The sequence below is a fragment of the Streptomyces sp. ISL-87 genome (assembly GCF_018614095.1).
Classification (GTDB): Bacteria; Actinomycetota; Actinomycetes; order Streptomycetales; family Streptomycetaceae; genus Streptomyces.
Map to the genome: position 1 here is coordinate 1 of NZ_JAGGOY010000134.1, position 20,933 is coordinate 20,933.

General features: G+C 72.1%; 16 protein-coding genes, 1 tRNA gene and 2 pseudogenes. 12 read left to right on the plus strand and 7 right to left on the minus strand.

Annotated features, from left to right (window positions below):
• Window positions 1-119: 119 nt before the first annotated feature.
• Window positions 120-974, minus strand: coding sequence for a LysR family transcriptional regulator (locus J7I97_RS35990; protein WP_214944101.1), 855 nt, complete (start codon window positions 972-974; stop codon window positions 120-122).
• Between the two features lie 116 nt (window positions 975-1,090).
• Between J7I97_RS35990 and J7I97_RS35995 the strand changes: the two genes are divergently transcribed.
• On the plus strand, window positions 1,091-2,134 hold the full coding sequence (locus J7I97_RS35995) for a bile acid:sodium symporter family protein (RefSeq protein WP_214944104.1): 1,044 nt from the start codon (window positions 1,091-1,093) through the stop codon (window positions 2,132-2,134).
• Window positions 2,135-2,143: 9 nt separating this feature from the next.
• The gene (locus tag J7I97_RS36000) at window positions 2,144-2,569 is read left to right on the plus strand and encodes a (2Fe-2S) ferredoxin domain-containing protein (RefSeq protein WP_214944106.1); all 426 of its coding nucleotides are present in this window, start codon (window positions 2,144-2,146) and stop codon (window positions 2,567-2,569) included.
• A gap of 37 nt (window positions 2,570-2,606) precedes the next feature.
• Here the strand turns inward: J7I97_RS36000 and fdhD are convergent, their stop codons facing one another.
• Window positions 2,607-3,434 carry a formate dehydrogenase accessory sulfurtransferase FdhD gene (gene fdhD / locus J7I97_RS36005; protein WP_214944123.1) on the minus strand — a complete coding sequence of 276 codons (828 nt, stop codon included), beginning with the start codon at window positions 3,432-3,434 and terminating at the stop codon, window positions 2,607-2,609.
• Between the two features lie 218 nt (window positions 3,435-3,652).
• Between fdhD and J7I97_RS36010 the strand changes: the two genes are divergently transcribed.
• The 3 genes from J7I97_RS36010 (at window position 3,653) to J7I97_RS36020 (ending at window position 6,898) form a co-directional block, all read left to right on the plus strand.
• Window positions 3,653-4,594 carry a beta-ketoacyl-ACP synthase III gene (locus J7I97_RS36010; RefSeq protein WP_214944108.1) on the plus strand — a complete coding sequence of 314 codons (942 nt, stop codon included), beginning with the start codon at window positions 3,653-3,655 and terminating at the stop codon, window positions 4,592-4,594.
• A gap of 282 nt (window positions 4,595-4,876) precedes the next feature.
• Window positions 4,877-4,964, plus strand: a tRNA-Leu gene (locus J7I97_RS36015).
• Window positions 4,965-5,278: 314 nt separating this feature from the next.
• Window positions 5,279-6,898: a serine/threonine-protein kinase gene (locus tag J7I97_RS36020; protein ID WP_251049808.1), complete on the plus strand. Its 1,620-nt coding sequence runs from the start codon at window positions 5,279-5,281 to the stop codon at window positions 6,896-6,898.
• A 354-nt stretch (window positions 6,899-7,252) separates the two neighbouring features.
• Here the strand turns inward: J7I97_RS36020 and J7I97_RS36025 are convergent.
• Window positions 7,253-8,062 (minus strand): annotated as a pseudogene (locus J7I97_RS36025) (IclR family transcriptional regulator C-terminal domain-containing protein); the annotation flags it as partial.
• A gap of 740 nt (window positions 8,063-8,802) precedes the next feature.
• Window positions 8,803-9,330, minus strand: coding sequence for an RNA polymerase sigma factor (locus tag J7I97_RS36030; RefSeq protein ID WP_251049802.1), 528 nt, complete (start codon window positions 9,328-9,330; stop codon window positions 8,803-8,805).
• A gap of 541 nt (window positions 9,331-9,871) precedes the next feature.
• Between J7I97_RS36030 and metG the strand changes: the two genes are divergently transcribed.
• From metG to J7I97_RS36050, 4 genes and pseudogenes are all read left to right on the plus strand, one after another.
• Complete coding sequence (gene metG, locus J7I97_RS36035) at window positions 9,872-11,587, plus strand: methionine--tRNA ligase (RefSeq protein WP_214944112.1); 1,716 nt, start codon at window positions 9,872-9,874, stop codon at window positions 11,585-11,587.
• A 159-nt stretch (window positions 11,588-11,746) separates the two neighbouring features.
• Window positions 11,747-11,926 (plus strand): annotated as a pseudogene (locus tag J7I97_RS36040) (transcriptional regulator); the annotation flags it as partial.
• 170 nt (window positions 11,927-12,096) lie between these two features.
• The gene (locus J7I97_RS36045; protein WP_214944113.1) at window positions 12,097-12,819 is read left to right on the plus strand and encodes a hypothetical protein; all 723 of its coding nucleotides are present in this window, start codon (window positions 12,097-12,099) and stop codon (window positions 12,817-12,819) included.
• A gap of 43 nt (window positions 12,820-12,862) precedes the next feature.
• The gene (locus J7I97_RS36050; protein WP_214944115.1) at window positions 12,863-13,639 is read left to right on the plus strand and encodes a DUF4239 domain-containing protein; all 777 of its coding nucleotides are present in this window, start codon (window positions 12,863-12,865) and stop codon (window positions 13,637-13,639) included.
• Window positions 13,640-13,669: 30 nt separating this feature from the next.
• Here the strand turns inward: J7I97_RS36050 and J7I97_RS36055 are convergent, their stop codons facing one another.
• The 3 genes from J7I97_RS36055 to J7I97_RS36065 all read right to left on the minus strand — a co-directional run bounded on the left by J7I97_RS36055 (window position 13,670) and on the right by J7I97_RS36065 (window position 16,136).
• Window positions 13,670-14,848: an MAB_1171c family putative transporter gene (locus J7I97_RS36055; protein ID WP_214944117.1), complete on the minus strand. Its 1,179-nt coding sequence runs from the start codon at window positions 14,846-14,848 to the stop codon at window positions 13,670-13,672.
• Window positions 14,845-15,402, minus strand: coding sequence for a toxin-antitoxin system, toxin component (locus tag J7I97_RS36060; protein WP_214944119.1), 558 nt, complete (start codon window positions 15,400-15,402; stop codon window positions 14,845-14,847). Before J7I97_RS36060 ends, J7I97_RS36055 begins: the two co-directional genes overlap by 4 nt.
• 68 nt (window positions 15,403-15,470) lie before the next feature.
• On the minus strand, window positions 15,471-16,136 hold the full coding sequence (locus J7I97_RS36065; protein WP_214944121.1) for a helix-turn-helix transcriptional regulator: 666 nt from the start codon (window positions 16,134-16,136) through the stop codon (window positions 15,471-15,473).
• A gap of 219 nt (window positions 16,137-16,355) precedes the next feature.
• On the opposite strand from J7I97_RS36065, the gene J7I97_RS36070 reads away from it, so the two are divergent.
• From J7I97_RS36070 to J7I97_RS36080, 3 genes are all read left to right on the plus strand, one after another.
• Window positions 16,356-17,345, plus strand: a complete 990-nt coding sequence (locus tag J7I97_RS36070; protein WP_308363787.1) for a helix-turn-helix domain-containing protein — start codon at window positions 16,356-16,358, stop codon at window positions 17,343-17,345.
• Between the two features lie 97 nt (window positions 17,346-17,442).
• Entirely contained in the window at window positions 17,443-18,798 is a 1,356-nt protein-coding gene (locus J7I97_RS36075; protein ID WP_214944131.1) for a 6-phospho-beta-glucosidase, read from the plus strand.
• 36 nt (window positions 18,799-18,834) lie between these two features.
• On the plus strand, window positions 18,835-20,933 hold a 2,099-nt coding region (locus J7I97_RS36080), incomplete at its 3' end, for an MDR family MFS transporter (RefSeq protein ID WP_214944134.1).

The window sequence follows — 20,933 nt, forward strand, 5'->3', positions numbered from 1 at the left end:
GCGTTTGAGGCGCGGGGTCTGGGGCGGAGCCCCGGGGGCAGGGGCAGGGGCAGGGGCAGGGGCAGGGGCAGGGGCGGAGGCCAGGAGACAGGCGCGGAGTCGCAAGAGGCGGGGGCGGGTCACGCTGTGCGGGTGAGGCGGTCCGCGCCGGAGAGGATGGCCGTGGCCAAGGCTTCGGCGGGAGCCGAGACGCGTGGGCCCCGGAGCAGGGCGAACTCCACCGGCCCCAGCTCCGGCAGGCGCCCGCCGATCCGGACCAGCCCCGGCGGGATCAGGCTCCTGGTGTGCGCCATCACGCCCAGCCCCGCGCGGGCCGCCGCGATCAGGCCGCTCAGGCTGCCGCTCGTGCAGGCGATCCGCCAGGCCCGCCCCTCGCGCTCCAGGACCTCCAGGGCGCGGGCCCGGGTGATCCCCGGCGGCGGGAACACGATCAACGGAACAGGGCGGTCCGGCTCCACCCGTAGTCCCTCGGCCCCGATCCACACCATCCGGTCCCGCCACACCAGCCGGCCCCGCTCGTCCCCCGGCCCGCGCCGCTTCGCCAGCACCAGGTCCAGGCGCCCCGCGTCCAGCCGCTCGTGCAGGGTCCCGGAAAGCTCGACCGACAGCTCCAGGTCGACCTCGGGGTGCTCGTGCCGGAACCCCTCCAGAATCTCCGGCAGCCGGGTCAGTACGAAGTCCTCCGACGCCCCGAACCGCAGCCGCCCCCGCAGCCGCGTCCCGGTGAAGTAGGCTGCCGCCCGCTCGTGCGCCTCCAGGATCGTCCGGGCGAAGCCGAGCAGCGCCTCGCCGTCCTCCGTCAGCTCCACACGGTGCGTGTCCCGCAGGAAGAGCGGCCGCCCCGTCGCCTCCTCCAGCCGTCGCACATGCTGGCTGACCGTGGACTGGCGTACGCCGAGCCGCCCCGCGGCCTGCGTGAAGCTGAGCGTCTGGGCCACCGTGAGGAACGTACGCAACTGGACCGGGTCGTACATGTCCCCATGTTATTGCGGATCGCGATGACAGTGAGAGCGGTGTACGGGTTTCCCGATCACTGGCAGGCCCCCGACCATGGGAGGAGCAATCGCCCCGACAGCAAAGAGCCCCGCACATGCGCCGCCCGTCCCTGCCCGCCTGGCTGCCGCTGGACCCGTACGTCCTGATCCTGCTCGGCACCGTCGGCCTCGCCGCCCTGCTTCCGGCCCGCGGCCCCGCCGCCACCGTCGCCGAAGGCGCCGCGACCGCCGCCGTCGCCCTGCTCTTCTTCCTCTACGGTGCCCGGCTCTCCACCCGCGAGGCCCTCGACGGCCTGCGCCACTGGCGGCTCCACCTCACCGTGCTGGCCTGCACCTTCCTGCTCTTCCCGCTGCTCGGCCTGGCCGCCCGCGGGCTCGTCCCCACATTCCTCACGCCCTCGCTCTACAGCGGCCTGCTCTTCCTCTGCCTGGTCCCCTCCACCATCCAGTCCTCCATCGCCTTCACCTCGATGGCCCGCGGCAACGTGCCCGCCGCGATCTGCGCGGGCTCCTTCTCCAGCCTCGCCGGCATCTTCCTCACCCCCCTCCTCGCCGCCGGCCTGCTCGGCGGCGAGGAGAGAGGTGAGGGCGGCTTCTCCCTCGACTCCCTGCTCAAGATCGTGCTCCAGCTGCTGCTGCCGTTCCTCCTCGGCCAGGCCCTGCGCCCCTGGATCGGCGGCTTCCTGGTCCGCAACAAGACGGCGCTCGGCTACGTCGACCGCGGCTCGATCCTGTTCGTCGTCTACACCGCCTTCAGCGCGGGCATGGTCGCCGGGATATGGCACCAGGTCGGCATGGCGCGCCTCGGCGCACTGATGGCGGTGGAGGCCGTACTCCTCGCCGTGATGCTGTCCGTCAGCTGGTACGGGGCCAAGCGCCTCGGATTCGGCCGCGAGGACCGCATCGCCATCCAGTTCGCCGGCTCGAAGAAGAGTCTCGCCGCCGGACTCCCCATGGCCAGCGTGCTGTTCGGGGCGCAGGCCGGGCTGGCCGTGCTGCCGCTCATGCTGTTCCATCAGATGCAGCTCATGGTCTGCGCAGTTGTGGCCCGCCGCCGTGCCCAGGACCCCGAACTCCCCGTCGGGCATGTGGCAGAGGTCTCGCGCCCGGCCCAACACCCCGCCCCACAGGCCCGGTAACGTGCGGCGGTGACCTGGATACGCCCGCTCGCCGCCCACGCCGAACGCCCCTGCACCCTGGTGGTCTGCCGAGGCTGCTGCTGCGGAGACCCCCGCAAGAACCCCGGCTCCGACCACGCCGGCCAACTGGCCCGGCTGCGCGAGGCCGCGGCTGCCTCCGGGGGCCGCCTGGCCGTCCGTACGAGCGACTGCCTCGGCCCGTGCGCGCAGGCCAACGTCATCGTGGTCCAGCCCACCACCGAGGCCCGCCGGCGGGGCGCCCGCGCCGCCTGGTTCGGCTGGGCCCTGGACGACACCGCGACCGACGAGATCATCGCCTGGGCGGAATCCGGTGGTCCCGGCGCCACCCCGGTTCCGGCGACCCTCGACCTTCACCGCATCGACCCCCCGGCCTCCGCTCCGGCCCCCTCCCGGCGCGGCCGCCGCGGGCGCTGAGGCGACCGACGGAAAGCCGGGGATCAAGCGGTCGCGGTCACACCGCGACGCGTTCCTCGCCCGCGTAGATGTTCATGTTCGGCCCGCGCAGGAACCCGACCAGGGTCAGCCCGGACTCCAGCGCCAGGTCCACCGCCAGCGAGGACGGCGCCGAGACGGCCGCCAGGATCGGTATTCCCGCCATCACCGCCTTCTGCGCGAGCTCGAAGGACGCCCGGCCCGAGACGAGCAGCACCGCACCCGTCAGCGGGAGCCGGCCGGCCTGCAACGCCCGGCCGATGATCTTGTCCACGGCGTTGTGCCGGCCCACGTCCTCCCGTACGTCGAGCAGCTCGCCCTCCGCCGAGAACAGCCCGGCGGCGTGCAGCCCGCCCGTGCGGTCGAACACCTTCTGCGCCGCGCGCAACCGGTCCGGCAACTCCCCGAGGAGCTCCGCGGTCACCCGTACCGGATCATCCGCGATTCCCGGGAACCGGGTCGCCGTGCGGACCGCGTCCAGACTGGCCTTGCCGCACAGCCCGCAGGACGAGGTGGTGTAGACGTTCCGCTCCAGCGTGATGTCCGGCACCGCGACCCCGGCCGCCAGCTGCACGTTGACCACGTTGTACGTGTTCGAGCCGTCCTCCGTCGCCCCCTCGCAGTAGGTGACGGCGCGCACGTCGGATGCGGAGCCGAGGACCCCCTCGCTCACCAGGAAACCCACCGCCAGCGCGAAATCGTCACCCGGGGTGCGCATCGTGATGGCCAGCGGCTTGCCGTTGAGCCGGATCTCCAGCGGCTCCTCCGAGACCAGCGTGTCCGGGCGGACCCCGGCCACGCCGCCGCGGATCCGGACGACGCGTCGGCGTTCGGTGACCCGTCCCATGGTGATCAGCCCACCCGTTCTGTCCTCGTAGTGCACCTCGTCGTGCACCTGACGAGGACATTCTCCCGGATCCGCGCCCGGTGACGTCCCCGGCAGGGCGTTGCTCGGAATTCTCCAAATTCCGGGGTCCTAATCCTGTCGGGTCACGCGCACACGTACCCGTCGGTAGCAGGCAAAGCTGGGTAATCCTGACTGCCGTACGAGGGGGGACCCCGCCCATGACCGGTTCACGCGTGGTGGCGCTAGGGCACTACCAGCCCGCGAAAGTGCTCACCAACGAGGACCTCGCGGCCATGGTCGAGACCACCGACGAGTGGATCCGCTCCCGCGTCGGCATCAAGACCCGGCACATCGCGGGCCCGGACGAACCGGTCGACGAGCTGGCCTTCCAGGCCGCGGGCAAGGCCCTGGCCAGTGCCGGCCTGACCCCCGACGACATCGATCTCGTGCTGGTGGCCACCTCCACCGCGATCGACCGCTCGCCCAACATGGCCGCCCGCGTCGCCGCCAAGCTGGGCATGGGCGGCGGCCCCGCCGTGATGGACATCAACGTGGTCTGCTCGGGCTTCACCCACGCCCTGGCCACCGCCGATCACGCGATCCGGGCCGGCTCCGCCACCCGCGCGCTGGTCATCGGCGCCGACAAGATGACCGAGATCACCGACTGGACCGACCGCACCACCTGCGTGCTCACCGGCGACGGCGCGGGAGCGGCCGTCGTCGAGGCCTGCGAGGAGCCCGGCATCGGCCCGGTGCTGTGGGGATCGGTGCCGGAGATGGGCAACGCGGTCCGGATCGAGGGCTCGCCGCCGGTCTTCGCGCAGGAGGGCCAGTCCGTCTACCGCTGGACCACCAGCCAGCTCCCGCCGCTCGCCCGCAAGGTCTGCGAGAAGGCCGGGATCACCCCCGAGGAACTGGCCGGCGTCGTCCTCCACCAGGCGAACCTGCGGATCATCGAGCCGCTCGCCGCCAAGATCGGCGCCGTCAACGCGGTCGTCGCCCGCGATGTCGTCGACTCGGGCAACACCTCGGCCGGCAGCATCCCGATGGCCCTGTCCAAGCTGGTCCAGCGCGGCGAGATCCCCTCCGGCGCCCCCGTCCTGCTCTTCGGCTTCGGCGGCAACCTCTCCTACGCCGGCCAGGTCATCCGCTGCCCGTAGGCCGGGCCGTGTCCCCGTACCCGCGGCCGGCCGGAGGCGCCTGGGTGCTCAACTCGCCCTGAATCAAGGGCGCGGCGCCGCTGGACCGCCGCCGCCCCTCCAACTGGCCCGCACCCGCGCGCGTAACCCATGACGAGACGAGGCGTCTCGCCACGGGTTAGGCGCATGCGTGCAGGTCAGCGCGGCGCGTCGGGCGGCCCGAGCCGAATACCTGGTCGGAACCACGTCGATCCCCTGCTATTGTTGTCCATGTCGCCGCGGGAAACCGGGGCCGACCACCTGGTCCGGGTGGCGGAATGGCAGACGCGCTAGCTTGAGGTGCTAGTGCCCTTTATCGGGCGTGGGGGTTCAAGTCCCCCCTCGGACACCAGCAGGAACCCCACTTCGGTGGGGTTCTTTTGCGTTTCCGGGGCTTAGGCGGTTGTGCCCGCGTAGGAACCGGATCAGTTCGTCGTGCTGCATGGGATTTCTCTACCAGGGGGCCGCCGGGCCGCCGGGCCGCCGGGCCGCTGGGCAGCCCGGGCCGCCGGGCAAGGAAACGGGCTTTCTCGCAGGCCAGGTCTGTTTGTGCGGCATCATGGCCATCAATGGGCTGAGGGGAGCAACGTGTCGCAGGACGAGCCGCGCAACAGCTTCGTGATCGCCGGGCGTTACCGCCTGGAGAAGAGGCTGGGCAGGGGCGGCATGGGGACCGTCTGGCGGGCCTCCGATGAGCTCCTCGGGCGCGCCGTCGCCGTGAAGGAGCTCCACGTCGACGACGGAACCGAAACGACCGGCGCCCTGCGGGAGGCGCGCACCGTCGCGCACGTCAGGCATCCGCACGTGGTCGTGGTCCATGACGTCGTGGAGCACGAAGGGCGCCCGTACATCGTCATGGAGCTCGTCGACGGCGGCTCGCTCGCCGACCGGCTCGCCTCCGAAGGGCCCCTGAGCCCCGGCGAGACGGCACGGACCGGGCTCGCGCTGCTCGGTGCGCTGAGCGCGGCACACGCCCGCGGAGTGCTCCATCGGGACGTCAAGCCGGCCAACGTCCTCATGGAGGCGGGAACCGGCCGGGTCGTGCTCACCGACTTCGGCATCGCCCTCCTCGCCGGGGCCACCACCATCAGCGAGACCGGCGCCTTCGTCGGTTCGCCCGAGTACACCTCGCCCGAGCGCATGCAGGGCGCCGCCGCAGGTCCCGAATCCGATCTGTGGTCCCTCGGAACGCTGCTGTGCGCCGCACTGACCGGTGAGTCGCCCTTCCGCCGGGATTCGCTCGGCGGGGTCCTGCACGCCGTCGTGTACGACGAGATCCGGCCACCGGCTCAGGCAGGACCGCTGATGCCGGTGATCCGGGGGCTGCTGGAACGCGATCCCCAGCGGCGGCTCGGAGCGGCCGAGGCCGAGCGGCTGCTGTCGGCGTACGTGACCACCGGAAGTGTTCCCCTCCTTCTTACACGGGCCGCCCTCACGCCGAAGCCGCCCGCCGACGCGACCGTCGACCCCGCGGCCGGCGGTCCTGCGCCGGCCGGCTATTCGCCGACCGAGCACGTCGTGCAGCCGGCCGGCCGCACCACCGCCGTGGCGGCCGGGCAGCCCCGGCGGGCCGTCCGGTGGGGGCTGACCGCCGCCCTCCTCGTGGTGGCGGTCGCCGGGGCCGTGACCGTGACCTCGCTGCTCGGCGACCGGGCGGGAGAGGGGGAGCGCAAGCCGACGGCCGGAGCCCCCGCCACGTCCGGCAGTCCGTCCGGCAGCCCGTCCGGGAACGCCACGGCCGCCGGTTCCTCCGGGAGCGCGCCGGCCCCCGGCCCGTCCGGGGGCGCGATCGCCCCCAGGCCGTCCGCACCCCCGGCCGAGCGTGCCGTGTCCGACAAGCCCGCGCCCGCCGGATACCGGCTCGTGACCGATCGGGAGGGCTTCAGCCTCGTCGTGCCCAAGGGCTTCGTGCGCACCACCGACGGCCAGCGGGTCTTCTACTCCTCCCCGGACGAGGCCTTCCGTATCGGCATCAAGGTGAAGTCGACCGCCTCCGGAGGGCCGCTCGCCGTGATGCGGGCCTCCGACGCGAACGGCCCGGACACCAACCCCGGCTACCGCGACAGCGAGGTCGTCGCGACGACGCACAACGGACTGCCCGCCGCCCTCTGGGAGTTCACCTGGGACGGCTTCAGCCGCGCCGAAGGCGCCCGGCACACCTTCGACGTGTGCTGGGACGAGAACGGGCGCATGTACGACGTATGGGTGTCCGCTCCTGTAGGCCGGGTCGGCGAGGCGCGGAGTCATTTCGACACCGCCCTGGATTCCTTCGTTCCGGCAGACTAGGGACACCCACCCCCCTGAGCCCTGTCAGGTGCTCAGCACCACCAGGCCGTTTGGGGTCGTGAGGCTGCCCGGTGTCAGCGGGGCGAAGGTGCGGGGCAGGGAGAGGCAGGGCTCGTCGGTGTCCTCCGGGAGGGCGTCGAAGAGGTAGGCGGCCGCCGACGCCGAATCGCTGACCAGGTGGGGGCCGTCCGTTGAAGCGGTGGCCCGGGTGAGCGGAGTGCGGAACACGTTCCGCAGGTGGCGCAGGGTTTCCGGGGTGACGCCAGTCCGCTGCGGGACCGGGGTGTCCGCAGCCGCGGCGTCCGCTGCGTCGGCCGCGTCCGCGGCGTCCGCGTCCGGAGGAATGGCGCCCGTGAGGAGCAGCGCCAGCAGCACCGGTACGGCCTTGCGGCGCAGCGCCTCCGTGGCGGCGCGCAGGCGGTGGGCGTGGGTCGCGGGCAGGGACAGCGCGAGGCTCCCGGCCGCGTCGCCGATGGTGATCGGGACCGCCGAACAGACGACGCGGGGGGAGTACTCGCGCAGGTCGAAAACGGGGGCGCCCGGGGCCACCGCGTCCAGGGTGCTGAACAGGACCCGGCTGTCGGTGATCGTCCGCGGCGTGAGCCGGGCCGGCCGGTGCCGTGCCACGTGGTCGAGGCGGCCGTCGTGGTCGAGCTGGGTCAGCAGGCACTTCCCGACGGCGCTGGCATGCGCGGCCGCCCGGAAGTCCACCCACTCCCGCACCGGCGGGGTTCCGGGCCCGTCGGCCATCTGCGTGATCCGGACCTCGCCCTCGACGTACCGGCTGAGGTAGACGGCCGCGCCCGCGCTGTCCCGCGCCAGGGCCAGCGTGCGCTGGAGCTGGCCCGCGAGACCCCCGCCGCCGGGGGCGGCGAGCCGGTCCAGGGCCGGTCCGCGGCCGTAGACACCCGCCCCGGGGCGGTACGCGTACTCCTCCTCGCACAGCATCGTGAGCAGCGGGCCGAGTTCCGCTTCGCTGAAGCCCGCCTCCCGCCCCAGCTGGCCGGCCCGCACCCCCAGCGGATGCCGTTCCAGAACCCGTACGACGGCCAGCGCGCGGCGCGCCTCCGCCAGCGCCTCGCTCCGGTTGCCCGGCGCCTTGCTCCGGCCGCCCAGCGCCTCGCTCCGGTTGCCCGGCGCAGCGCTCCGGCGGGCTGCGGACATCAGCCGGGCGCGGCGCAGCGGATCCGGCGCCGGCCGGGGAGCCGTCATCCGGACGGCGGGCGGATGACGGAACGCGCCCAGCACCCCCGAGAGCCCCGGCCGGGGCAGCGGCACCGGGCCCAGATCGGGATCGTCGCACTGGTCGACGTACCGCAGGACGGCCGCCTGCGCGCACAGCCGTACCTCGCGGAGATCACGGTGCCCGCTCGGCCGGAATCCGCGGCGGCCCAGCTCGCGGGCCCAGAACCGGGCGTCGTGGTGCTCACCGCGCCGGGAGTGGTCGAGGAAGAGGCAGTACGCCGCCGGCGCGGTCCGCGGGCCTCCGGAACCGGCGGCGAACTGCCACCAGAAGCGGGAGCCCTCGCGCAGCCCGGAGAGGTGCAGGAGGCAGCCGAAGACGACGGCGCCGGCCGTGTCGGAGTGCCCGCCGGTCACGAAGGAGTCGAGCTCCGCCTCCGCCGCGGGCGCGCACATCACGGCCAGACAGGCGGCCTTGAGGTCGCGCCGGGCCCGCTCGGCGTCGAGCGGACAGTCCCGCGCGGGGTCGCTCCACCCGAAGGGCCGCCGGCGGGTCCGGCCGGCCGGGGCGCCCATGGCGCGTGGGGCGCGCAGCAGCCGGGCCTCGGCTGCGCCGACGTCGTAGTGCGTATAGCGGTCGCGGACGGCGGCCCGCTCCAGGAACTCGGCCAGGGAACGGGGGGTTCCGCCGCTGTCGGGCCGCTCGGGCCGTTCGCGCCGCCTCATGACTCTGCGGACGTGTCGAGCAGGCGGGCGAGCCGCCGGTGCGCCTGGCCGAGGTGCGTGCGGACCGTGGCCTCGTCGACGCCCATCACGGAGGCGGCCTCGCCCGCGCTGCACTGCAGTCCGTAGCGCAGCAGCACCGCGTCCCGCTGCCGCTCGGCGAGCCGCGAGACCGCCGAGTAGAAGCGGATGGTGTCGGTCAGCACCTCGTACTGATCGGCGTGGGCCTCCTTCAAGGCGGCCTCGAACGCGCTCATGTCCATCGGCCGCGGCCGCGGCCAGGGGCTGCGGCGGTGCTGGCGGTCCGCGAGCCGCTGTTTGAGGACGGTCCAGGCGTAAGCATCGAGGCGGTCCATGTGCAGCATCCGTAGCCACTCGTTCATAAGTGAGTCGAAGGTGGCGTCGACCGCGTCCTCGGCCGCCGAGTCGGAGCCCAGCTGGAGATACGCGAAGCGCATGTACGCCGGCCGCCGGTTGGAGTGGAACGCCCAGTACGACAGCCGTGCCGCCGGTTCCCATTGGCTCATCGGCGTCGGCCGCCGTCGCCGGCTGGGCAGTCCCACGGCCCCACCGGACTCCTCAGGTCCGCCATCGCTCACCGTTCCACCTCATCCCCTGTGCGTCCGCCGCCAGCCTGTCAGCGCGGGCGTACCTTGTGGGCGCAGAGGAGAAACCTGGGAGTATTACGTTCGGTGATGATCGACTCGTGACCGACTTCGACCGCGCACGCGCTCAACCAGCGCATACGCATATGCCGGTCGGCTGTGACGGTTCCAGGGCCTGCCGCGGCCCGCGTACGGCGTGTGACCGCCGCGGCGATCCGGCCGTTCGCCCCGGGCGGCGCGACGCAACCCTGGACACCGGTCGGGAGGCTCCGCCTCCCGCTGTAACATGGCCCCACTGCGAGGGCCGTGACGGAGAGGTCACTTCCCTCGCTTTTGTGTTACCCCTGCATTCGTCCACCGGCAAAAATGCGGCACGCGGCCGTTCGGCGGTTCGATACGATGAACCGAATCACAATCCGTCACGGCACGTTGTCACCGCATGAATGAAATGGAGCATCCGAGGATGGCTCGACACCTGATCACCAGCGCGCTTCCGTACATCAACGGGATCAAGCACCTGGGCAACATGGTCGGGTCGATGCTTCCGGCGGATGTGTACTCCCGGTACCTCCGCCAGCGCGGCCACGACGTCCTGTACATCTGCGCCACCGACGAGCACGGCACCCCCGCCGAACTCGCCGCGAAGGAGGCCGGCCTCTCGGTCGCCGAATTCTGCGCGCAGGCCCACGACGCCCAGAAGGCGGTCTACGACGGCTTCGAGCTGTCCTTCGACTACTTCGGCCGCAGCTCCTCCCAGCAGAACGCGGAGATCACCCAGCACTTCGCGCGCCAGCTCCTGAAGAACGGCTTCATCGAGGAGCGCGCGATCCGGCAGGTCTACTCGCCGGTCGACGGCCGCTTCCTGCCGGACCGCTACGTCGAGGGCACCTGCCCGCACTGCGGCTACGACAAGGCCCGCGGCGACCAGTGCGAGAACTGCACCCGCGTCCTCGACCCCACGGACCTGATCGAGCCGCGCTCGGCCATCTCCGGCTCCACCGAGCTGGAGGTCCGCGAGACCAAGCACCTCTTCCTCCTCCAGTCCACGCTCCAGCACGAGGTCGAGGCCTGGGTCGCGCAGCACGAGGAGGAGTGGCCGCAGCTGGCGTCCTCCATCGCCCGCAAGTGGCTGACCGAGGGCCTGCACGACCGCGCCATCACCCGCGACCTCGACTGGGGCGTGCCGGTCCCGGCCGACACCTGGCCCGAGCTGGCCGCCGAGGGCAAGGTCTTCTACGTCTGGTTCGACGCCCCGATCGAGTACATCGCCTCCACCAAGGAGTGGTCGGACGCCGACCCGCAGAACCGCGACTACAAGGCGTGGTGGTACGAGGCCGAGGACGTCCGGTACACCCAGTTCATGGCCAAGGACAACGTCCCGTTCCACACGGTGATGTTCCCCGCCACCGAGCTCGGCACCCGCGAGCCCTGGAAGAAGGTCGACTACGTCAAGGCCTTCAACTGGCTGACGTACTACGGCGGCAAGTTCTCCACCTCGCAGAAGCGCGGCGTCTTCACCGACCAGGCGCTGGAGACCCTCCCGGCCGACTACTGGCGCTACTTCCTCATCGCCAACGCGCCCGAGTCCGACGACTCGTCCTTCACGTGGGAGCACTTCACCGCCACGGTCAACAAGGACCTCGCCGACACCCTCGGCAACTTCGTCAACCGCGTGCTCTCCTTCTCCCGCAAGCGCTTCGGCGACGACGTCCCGGCGGGCAACGCGGCCGGTGCGGCCGAGGCCAAGCTGGGCGAGCAGATCGCCGAGCTGCTCGCCGAGTACGAGGGCCACATGGAGACGCTCCAGTACCGCAAGGCCGCGGCCGCGCTGCGCGCCCTGTGGTCGGCCGGCAACTCCTACCTGGAGGAGAAGGCCCCCTGGCTCGAGATCAAGACCGACCCGGAGGGCGCGGCGCTCACCCTGCGCACCGCGATGAACCTCATCCACCTCTACTCGGTGGTCTCCGAGCCGTTCATCCCCGCCTCGGCGCGCGCCATGCGCTCCGCGTTCACGCTCGCCGACGACACGGCGACGTGGGTGACCCCGGAGCAGGCCAAGTCGCTGGACGCGGTCCCGGCGGGGACGCCGTTCACCGTGCCGCCGGTGCTCTTCGCGAAGATCACCGAGGAGGACCTGGAGTCCTACCGGGAGCGCTTCGGCGGGTCCGACGCGGGCTGATGCCCGTAGCCGTAGCCGTAGCCGTACAGCTGTAACGAGGGGCGCGAACCACCGGGTTCGCGCCCCTCGCGCTTGGCCGAAACAGGGCTTCGGCGGACGCCCGTCGCCCGGCCCTCTCCGTCTGCTGATCCGTGCCGCGGCCCCTTTAGGATCTTGGACATGAACCAGACGGGCCGGACCGGCCCCAAGGCGGAACTCGGCGCCTTCCTGCGGTCACGCCGCGCGCGGATGCGGCCCGAGGACGCGGGCCTGCGCTCCTTCGGCTCCCGCCGCCGGGTACCGGGCCTGCGCCGGGAGGAGCTGGCCCAGCTCGCCGGGGTGAGCGTGGACTACTACACCTCCCACTCGTCCATCCGGGCAGGTTGAGGCCGCCGATGGCCTGAAGTAATCCCTCGCACAAGGATCTTGACTTGTCTGCCGCGCATCGAAGCGGTGCCGTGATCGTTTCTTCCATCGAAACCCCTGCAAGTTGCACCCCAACAACTGCTGCGGAATCGGGAGGACGTGCGGTGACCGCTTGGCAGTACCTCGCCGGGGCGGGCCTGGTGGCGGCGCTCTGCCCGCTGCAGGGCCATGTGGCGGTCGCGGACGACGGCGACGGCCACGCCGCCCGCGTCGACCTGTGCGTGCCGGCCGGGACGCCCCGGCCGCAGCCGCCACCGGCCGCCGTGCGGCCTCCCGCGTCGGCCGGGACGCCCCGGCCGCAGCCGCCACCGGCCGCCGTGCGGCCTCCCGTGCCGGCCGGGACGCTCCGGCCGCAGCCGCCACCGGCCGCCGTGCGGCCTCCCGTGCCGGCCGGGACGCTCCGGCCGCAGCCGCCACCGGCCGCCGTGCGGCCTCCCGCGCAGCCGTCCGTACGGGCCTCCGCGCGCCCCTCGGTACGGGTGACCGTGCCCCGGGCCGAGCGGCCGACCGTGCACCACCCCGGCCGCGGGCCCCAGCCCCTTGAGCCCGTCGCCCCCGTGCCGCCCGGCGATCCGAAGACACGGGCACCCGCGCGGGCTCCCGCGCCCGTGCCCGGACCACCGGCCGACCCCAGTCCTGCCCCGCCCCCGCCGTGGCTGGCCGCCGCGCCCGTATCCCGCTTCCACGTGCGTCCGTACCACTCGGTGGCCTTGGAGCGGCGCGGCCCGAACGGCATGTCCACCGTGATGCTCATGGTCGTCGTCACCATGCCGGCCGTCCTGGCGGCCGCCGCCCTGCGGCCGCGCGGCAAGAGCCGCCGCGGCTGAGCCGCCGACCACACACCACCGATCCACAAACGGGAGAACCCTCGTGTCCGAATGGCTGGTCCTGGCCATCGCCATGGCGCTCGTCTGCGCCCTCGTCCTCACCTTCACCGCGATCCGGCACCGCCGGGTCGCGGACGACGAGGACACCAGCGAAACCCCCGACGTCATCGAGTACATGACGATGATGGTCGGCGTGGTCTACGCGATCGTGCTGGGCCTGGCCATCGCGGGCGTCTGGGAGGCGCGCGGCGCCGCCGAGGACAGCGTGCGCCGCGAGGCCCAGTCGCTGTACGAGGTGACCCAGCGCGCCGATGTCTACCCGGCGGCCGTCCGCGACCGGATCCGGGGCGAGGTGGACGCGTACGTCTCCCACACCGTCAGTGTGGACTGGCCGCGGCTGACCTCCGGCGAGGCCGCCTCCGCCGAGGGCGGCCGGCTGCTGGGCGCGCTGCGCAGCGATGTCACCCACCAGAGCCCGAACACCGAGCTTCAGGCGCAGGCCTACCAGCCGCTGCTGGACCACATCGCCGCCGCCGACGACGCCCGGCACTCGCGGACGCAGAGTTCCGAATCCACGCTGCCGAGTGTGGTCTGGTTCGGGCTGCTGGTCGGCGGGTTGGTCACCGTCGGGCTGATCTTCACCCTGCAGATCCGCCGTTCCGGGCGGGAGCTGCTGCTCGCCGGGCTGTTCAGCGCGCTGATCGTGTTCCTGCTGTTCATGGTGTGGAGTTTCGACGCGCCTTACGGCCGGGGCGGAATCGATTCCGCTGCGCCCTTCCAGGACCTGTTCCCGACGCTGTCGGTGATCGCCGCCCGCTGACCGGGCTCCGGGCTCCGGACCCCCGGCGGTTCAGCCGGACAGCGCCACCCGCTGCCGGGCCGCCGCCACCACCGGGGAATGCCGTAGGGCGTGGGAGATCCGTACGAGATCACGCGGCCCTGCGGCGGTACCCGGCACCTCGCTGTCCTCGCCGGCCCCGATCACCGCACCCTCGGGGTCCGCCCAGCGCGCCCGCACGGCTGCGGCGACCATGGCCGCGTCGGCGACCGCGCGGGCCGTCTCCTCGTCCGAACCGTCCGCGAGGGCGCGCCCGTACGCGCTGTCCCGGTGGTTTTTGTCGAAGTACGGCCCGAGATGCAGGAACCCATCGTGGATGTCCGACTCCCGCTGGATCACCCGGATCTCGGCCGGCGCCCACCAGGACATCCGCACGGCGGGGGTGCCGCCGGGCGCCGCGCTGCGCACCTCGTGCCACAGCGTGCCGAGCCGCCGGTACGTCGTCCAGGTCTGCCAGCTGTCCGAGAGCCGCTGGCAGACCAGCGGGAGCACGAACCCGACGGCGCTGACCAGTGCGCCCGCCGAGGCGAGCGGCGGGGCGACGTAGGTGCTCAGGCCGTCGAGGTCGCGGCCGTTCCAGCGGGCGATGACGGCGGTGAACTTGGTGGCGTCGTAGGCGAGGCTGAACCCGTAGCCGGAAACGATGATCACCAGGCCGGTCCGCAGCCAGCCGCGCACTTGCAGGGACCAGCGCCAGCACATGCCCGACATGGTCAGGGCGGCGACGCTGTGGGCCAGCAGGTAGAGGGCGATCAGCACCTGGATGTAGGGGGTGTTCGCGTAGTACGTGTCGAAGTCGCGCAGCCGCTCGACCGGGGACTCGCCGAGCACGAACAGCAGGATCAGGACGGCGACGACGACGCTGTAGCCGAGGATCCAGCGCCGGGAGATCCGCCGGGTCTCCTCCGCCGGGCCGCCCCGCCAGTTGACGATCAGCACCAGGCAGGAGGCGCTGAAGGCGGTCATCAGGCAGTAGACCAGGGGGGCCGAGATGTTCGGCACGCCGGTCCAGCGGTTGACCGCGTGGATCGTGGGAGGGGCGGCGAACGTGAACACCGCGCAGGCCAGGACGAGCAGGACACAGACGGAACGTTGCAGCGGGTCACGCCAGTTGTGCCGCAGCGCCGGCAGCTTGCAGGCCAGGGAAACCGCCATCGCAGCCGCCGGGATGTAGTAGTCCTGTCCGTTCAACGTTCGGTCCTGTGCCCCCGGTAGCCGAGTGAGGTTTCGATCCGGCCGGCCAGCTGGTCGCGCTGGGCCGGCGCCCGGTGGCTGGCGGATCCGGCCAGCCAGCTGCGGCAGCGGCTGCCCAGCAGTAAGCCGAAGCTCTCGGCCTCGGTCTCCTCCTGGACGTCGGCGCGGGTGCGGGCGGCGACCCGGCGGACGGTCTCGCCGAGGTCGGCCTCGTCGGACAGCAGCCGGGCGGCGACGGCGGCGCCGTCCACATGGTGGCTGCAATGGCCGGCCTTCATGTGCCACAACTCGTGTCCGAGGATCACCAACTGGTGGTCCGGAGCGGTGCGTTCCTCGATGACGACGAGATCGCGGTCCGCCATGTCGAGCCACAGCCCGCTGGCCGTTCCGGGCGGGAAGGGCGCCATCCGGAATTCCACCCGGCGGCCGCGGTGCCTGCTCATGCCCTCGCAGAGGGCGGCGTAGAGGTCCACAGGTTCCACGGGGGCGGTCAGCTCGATGCCGGACACCAATTCCCCGCACAACCGCCGCTGCGCTCTGCCTATGCTCACCGTTCTCCCCGTCGGCGCGGATCCGGATCAGGATTCAAGGATCAGACCCAGATTTTTCGACTGGGTCTCTATTCGTTCGGTTTTACGCTTTCGAGGAGCATGTCCAGCCATTCCGTCACCTTGTCCCGGTGCTTGTCGCTGGGCAGTTGGGCGGCGCGCCAGGCGATGCCCCGTACGCCGTGGTTCTGCAGAAGTCTTGCCAGCGGATCGCCCGCCGAAGCGGCCGCGGCCGCCGCGGTTTGCCGCTCGCGTCCCGCGAAGTCCTGGAGCAGCTGCTGCTCGGTGCGCTGGAGAGCGTCGGTGAGGGCGTCGGCGTCGTGGGCGGTGAGGAAGCCCGCGTGGACCCCGAAGAAGCGCTGGATAGCGTCGCAGTGCTCCATGGTGGGGCGCCGGTCGCCGTTGATCAGGGCGCCGGCCTGCTGCCGGGACATGCCGGCGCCGTCCGCGATCTCCTGCTGCGTGTAGCGGCGGCCGTTCGGTTTGACCCGGGTCCGCCGGAGCAGGTCGAGGCGCTGGAGGAAGCGGGTCTGCAGATCGGGTTCGCCGGCCGGGCGTCCCTCCAGCAGGGTCTTGACCACGTCCGTGGGGACGCCGGAGGCATCCGAGAGCCGTCGCAGGTCGAAGACCTGGTTCAGGTCGCGGCCCATCTTGCCCGCGAGTTCGGCGACGCGCGTGACGGTGGCTGCCAGAAGCGCGTTGGCCACCGCGACGGGAGCCGGGAAGCCGTCTGTCACCAGTGGTTCTCCTAGATCGCGCGAGGTCGAGTACGGGCACGTGGTCGGCCTATGGAATCTATCCGGTCTGCTTCCGGAGGGCTAGAACTTGCCACAGCTGTGGCGGGAATGAGCTGTCAAGAGGCTGGAATTGCCACAATAGTTGACACTCGAATGAAGTCGGTAGCAGGATCGCCACACGGAAATGAAGATCCAGACCGTGAGGAGGGGGAGCTCTCGGTGCCATATCTCGCAGCGGTGGGCCCGTCCGATGGCCTCGCCCGAGCCGGCGAGGAAAGCCTGGCGGGCGAGGAGTCCGTGCGTGGCGCAGTGCGGTCGGAGCGACGCAAGGAGATTTTGCGCCAGCGCCGCGAGGAGCTGGGGCTGAGCCAGGAAGACGTCGCCGCACGGCTGCGCATCAGTGTGCGGGCGTACGGAAACTGGGAGCGCGGCCTGGTCAAGGAGTGGACGGACCGCAAACTGCTCGCCCTGGCCGAGGCGTTGGAGATGAGCGAGCGGCAGTCCTTCTGGCTCTTCCGCGTCATGGTCGACCGCGACCCGCCGCCGACCTGGCGCGCGGCCGAGGAGAACCGGCTGCCCGAAGACCCGGCCCAGCGCGACTACTTGTGCGACTACGCGGCCCTGATGGAAGCCCTGCCCTATCCGAGCTTCCTGGTGGACCACCGCTGGGACGTCGCGCTCACCAACTCGGCCTTCGACAAGCTCTTCCAGTCGGTGAGACCGCACCCCACCGCACTGCCCGACGACAACTTCCTGCGCTTCGTGCTGTTCCACCCGGACGCCGCGGCCGTGCTGGAGGACCACGAACCGGCCTGGTGCGTACCGCTGCTGGCCCAGTTCGCCACCGCGCTGGCCGGGTCCCCGGAGGACGAGGGCCTGCGCAGCATCCGCCAGGAGGTGGCCCGCGACCCGTTCATGGAGGCGGCCTACCGGTACGGGGTACCGCACTGGCTGACCACCCACGGGGCCGAAGCCGCCGAGCAGGACGGGGCGGTGCGCACCGTGCGCCACCCCGACCCGCGGGCGGGTCTGGTGCGCTGCCGGATGGTGGCGGAATCCAGCCGGATGCTGGACGCGATGGGGCTCACGCGCATGACCCTGATCCTTTCGGCGCCGCAGGGCACGCCGGCGGGTCCGATCCACCCGGGCGCCGGATTCCCGGGCCACGCGGGGCCCCGGCTGCGTGCCGTGCCCTCGCTGGGGGACTGACCGGCCGGGGGACAATGGAGCCCTGAATCGTGTGCCGCGGGATCGGATGCCACGGATCGTGGCACCGGTCGTGGCACTGGCGAAGGGCGGTAGAGGCGTGCGGCTGACCATCCTCGGCGGGGGCGGATTCCGGGTACCGCTCGTGTACGGAGCACTGCTCGGCGACCATGCCGAGGGCCGGGTGTCCCATGTGACGCTCTACGACGAGGACTCCGGCCGGCTCAGTGCCATGGCCCGGGTGCTCGCCGACCAGGCGGCGGCCGCCGGGGTCGCGGACGCGCCGGCCGTCACGGCCACCGGGGACCTCGACGAGGCCCTGCGCGGGGCCGACTTCGTCTTCTCCGCCATCCGGGTCGGCGGCCTGGAGGGACGCGCCGCGGACGAGCGGATCGCCCTGGCCGAGGGAGTGCTGGGCCAGGAGACGGTGGGCGCGGGCGGGATCGCGTACGGGCTGCGGACCGTGCCCGTGGCTCGTGAGATCGCGCGCAGGATCGCCCGTACCGCCCCTGAGGCGTGGGTCATCAACTTCACCAACCCGGCCGGGCTGGTCACCGAGGCGATGGCCGAGGAGCTCGGGGGGCGGGTGATCGGGATCTGCGACTCGCCGGTGGGCCTGGGCCGGCGCATCGCCCGGCTGCTCGGGGCGCGCCCGCAGGAGGCCTGGATCGACTACGTCGGCCTCAACCACCTGGGCTGGGTGCGCGGCCTGCGCATCGGCGGGCGGGACGAGCTGCCCCGGCTGCTGGCCGACACCGAGGCGCTGGAGTCCTTCGAGGAGGGCCGCCTCTTCGGGGCCGAGTGGCTGCGCTCGCTGGGCGCGATCCCGAACGAGTACCTGCATTACTACTACTTCAACCGTGACACCGTACGGGCGTACCGGGAGGCCAAGCAGACGCGCGGGGCGTTCCTGCGCGACCAGCAGCGCGGCTTCTACGCCGAAGCGGGCCGGGCGGGGCAGCCGGCCGGGGCGGCGCTGGCCGCCTGGGACCGGACCCGGGCCGAGCGCGAAGCCACGTACATGTCGGAGAACCGCGAGGTGGCGGGCGTCGGCGAGCGCGACGAGAGCGACCTGGAGTCCGGCGGCTACGAGAAGGTCGCGCTCGCGCTGATGCGGGCCATCGCCCGGGACGAGCGGGCCACCCTGATCCTCAACGTGCGCAACGGCTCGACGCTGTCGGTGCTCGACGCGGACGCGGTCATCGAAGTGCCCTGCCTGGTCGACGCCAACGGCGCGCACCCGGTGGGCGTCGCCCCGCTGCCGCTGCACGCGGTGGGGCTGGTGACAGCGGTCAAGGCGGTCGAGCGGGAGGTCCTGGCGGCCGCGGCGAGCGGGTCCCGGGCGGACGCGGTCAAGGCCTTCGCGCTGCATCCGCTGGTGGACTCGGTGGGGGTGGCCCGGCGGCTGCTGGACGGCTACGCGGCGGAGCATCCGGGGCTGGCCTACCTGCGGTGATTCCGCTTTTTCGTCACCCTTATGGCCTGGTGCCGCATGCGGTGCGGCCGGGGCGCTGTGAGAGTGCGAGATGTGACCACTGCCCCCGCTGACGCACCCGCCGCACCGCTCGCGGCGCCACCCGTGCTCGACCGGCGGCGGCGCAATGTCATCTTCGGCACGATCATGCTGGGCGTGCTGCTCGCGGCACTCGACCAGACGATCGTGGGCACCGCGCTGCCCACGATCGTGGCAGATCTGGGCGGCGCGGCCCACATGTCGTGGGTGGTGACCTCGTACCTGCTCGCCGAGACCGTCGCCACGGTCCTGGTGGGCAAGTTCGGCGACCTCTTCGGCCGGAAGGTGATTTTCCAGGTCTCCGCCGTCATCTTCATCACCGGCTCGTTCCTGTGCGGCCTGTCCAGCAACATGACCCTGCTCATCCTGTGGCGCGGCGTGCAGGGCATCGGTGCCGGCGGCCTCATGGTCACCTCCATGGCGCTGATCGCCGATGTGGTGCCGCTGCGCGAACGCGGCAAGTACCAGGGCGCGATCGGCGCAGTCTTCGGCGTCGCCACCGTGATCGGGCCGCTGCTCGGCGGGCTGTTCACCGACCACCTGAGCTGGCGCTGGGCGTTCTACGTGAACGTCCCCATCGCGATCCTGGTGGTGGTGGCCGCCGCCCGGACGATCCCGTCGGTACGGGCGTCCGGGAAGCCCGTCATCGACTACCTGGGCATCGCGCTGGTCGCCGTCGGGGCCAGCGCGCTGATCCTGGGCACCAGCTGGGGCGGGAACGAGTACGCGTGGGACTCCGGGGTGATCATCGGGCTCTTCGCGGGCGGATTGCTGGCCCTCGCGCTGTTCTGCCTGGTCGAGACGCGGGCCGTGGAACCGATGCTCCCGATGAGGCTCTTCCGGAATCCGGTGTTCACGGTCTGTTCGGTGCTCAGCTTCGTGGTCGGTTTCGCGATGCTCGGCGCGATGACCTTCCTGCCGACGTACCTGCAGTACGTGGACGGGGACTCGGCCACGGTCTCGGGCGTACGGACCCTGCCGCTGGTCATCGGCCTGCTGATCGCGTCCGTCTTCAGCGGCAACGTCACCAGCAAGACGGGGCAGTACCGGATCTTCCCGATCGTGGGCTGCGCGGTGATGGGGGCCGGGCTCTACCTGCTGTCCCGGATGGGCCCGGAGACCAGCGCCTGGCTGGAATCGCTGTACATGTTCGTGCTGGGTGCCGGCATCGGCCTGTGCATGCAGGTGCTGACCATCGCCGTGCAGAACACCGTCGACTACGCCGACCTGGGCACGGCCACGTCGGGCGTCACCTTCTTCCGTACGCTCGGCAGCTCCTTCGGGACCGCGGTCTTCGGCACGATCTACGCGAACAGCCTGGGCCCCGAGCTGAAGTCCGGGGTGGCGGAGGCGGTCCGGGTCACCGGGGCCGATCCGGCCGAGCTGGCGGCGGCCGCGCAGAGCCCGCAGGGGGTGCACGGGCTCGACCCGGAGGCGGCGGCTCCGGTGATCGCGGCGTACGTGGAGGCCCTGCACACGGTGTTCCTGTGGACCGTGCCGGTGGCGGTGATCGGGTTCGTCGTGGCGCTCTTCCTCAAGCAGGTCAGGCTGCGGGACACTGCGCGGGCCGGATCCACCGACATGGGCGACGGGTTCGCCTCGCCGGCTACGGCCTCCGGGGACTCGGCGAAGCTGCTGGAGCTGGCGGTGGGCAAGCTCGTGCGGAACATGGGGCCGGAGACGGCGCGGGCCATCGTGAACGCCTCGGACACACGGCTGGACATTGCGGGCGCGTGGGCGGTGATGCAGGTGGACCTGATGACCCGCACGGTCGGGCACGCCAGCCTGGGCCTGATCTCGGCGCGGCGGTCGGTGCCGCCGGAGGTGCTGCTGCCGGTCTTCGACCGGATGGTGGAGGAGGGGTACATGACCCGGCAGAACGGATTCTTCGCGGTGACTTCGGCGGGGGAGCGGGAGGCGCGGGTCATTTCGGCGGCGTGGGCCGACTGGCTCGGGGACCAGCTGGAGCGGGACCGGGGGCGCCCGCGCAGCGCGGAACTGAGGGTGGCGGCGGACGCGATCGCGAAGCGGCTGCTGGCGGAGGACTTGAGGGAGGGGAACTTCGCACCGAGGGCGGG